The organism is Streptomyces milbemycinicus (genome assembly GCF_002154605.1).
Taxonomy (GTDB): domain Bacteria; phylum Actinomycetota; class Actinomycetes; order Streptomycetales; family Streptomycetaceae; genus Streptomyces; species Streptomyces milbemycinicus.
This window is the reverse complement of record NZ_MUNE01000596.1, coordinates 1-645: the sequence shown is the minus strand read 5'-3', so window position 1 is coordinate 645 and position 645 is coordinate 1. Positions and strand designations below refer to the sequence as shown.

Annotated in this window: 1 protein-coding gene; it reads left to right on the top strand. The window is 76.0% G+C overall.

Going from position 1 to position 645, the window contains the following annotated elements:
* The coding region (locus CCN51_RS39700) for a CoA transferase (protein WP_211303290.1) at nucleotides 1-645 on the top strand (645 nt) is incomplete at both ends.

The following is a 645-nucleotide window of genomic DNA, read 5'->3' as shown; positions in this document are numbered from 1 at the left end:
GCCGCCCGCGCCCCTGCCCGCGAGCGGCGTACGGGTCCTGGACCTGACCCGGGTCATCGCCGGCCCCGTGGCCACCCGCACCCTGGCGCTGCTCGGCGCGGACGTCCTGCGTATCGACTCCCCGCACCTCCCGGAGGACCCGGACGCCCACGCCGACACCGGCTTCGGCAAGCGCTCCACCCGGCTGGACCTCGCCGACCCCCAGGACCGGCAGACCTTCGAGGAACTGCTCGGCCACGCCGATGTCGTGGTCACCGGCTACCGCCCGGGCGCCCTCGACCGCTTCGGCCTCGCCCCCGACGCCCTGCTGGAACGCCGCCCCGGACTCGTCGTCGCCCAGGTGTCCGCCTGGGGCTGGTCCGGCCCCTGGGCCGGCCGGCGCGGTTTCGACAGCCTCGTCCAGGCCGCATGCGGCATCGCCGCCCTCGAAGCCACCCCCGACGGCCACCCCGGCGTACTGCCCGCGCAGGCCCTGGACCACGGTACGGGTTATCTGCTCGCCGCCGGGGTCCTACGGTCCCTGGCCGAACGCCAGGAGAGCGGCGGCGGACGCCATCTGCGCTTCTCGCTGACCGCCACGGCCTCCTGGCTGATGCACGGCATCACCCCCGCCCCCGGCGACACCCCGCGCGGCGACACATACGA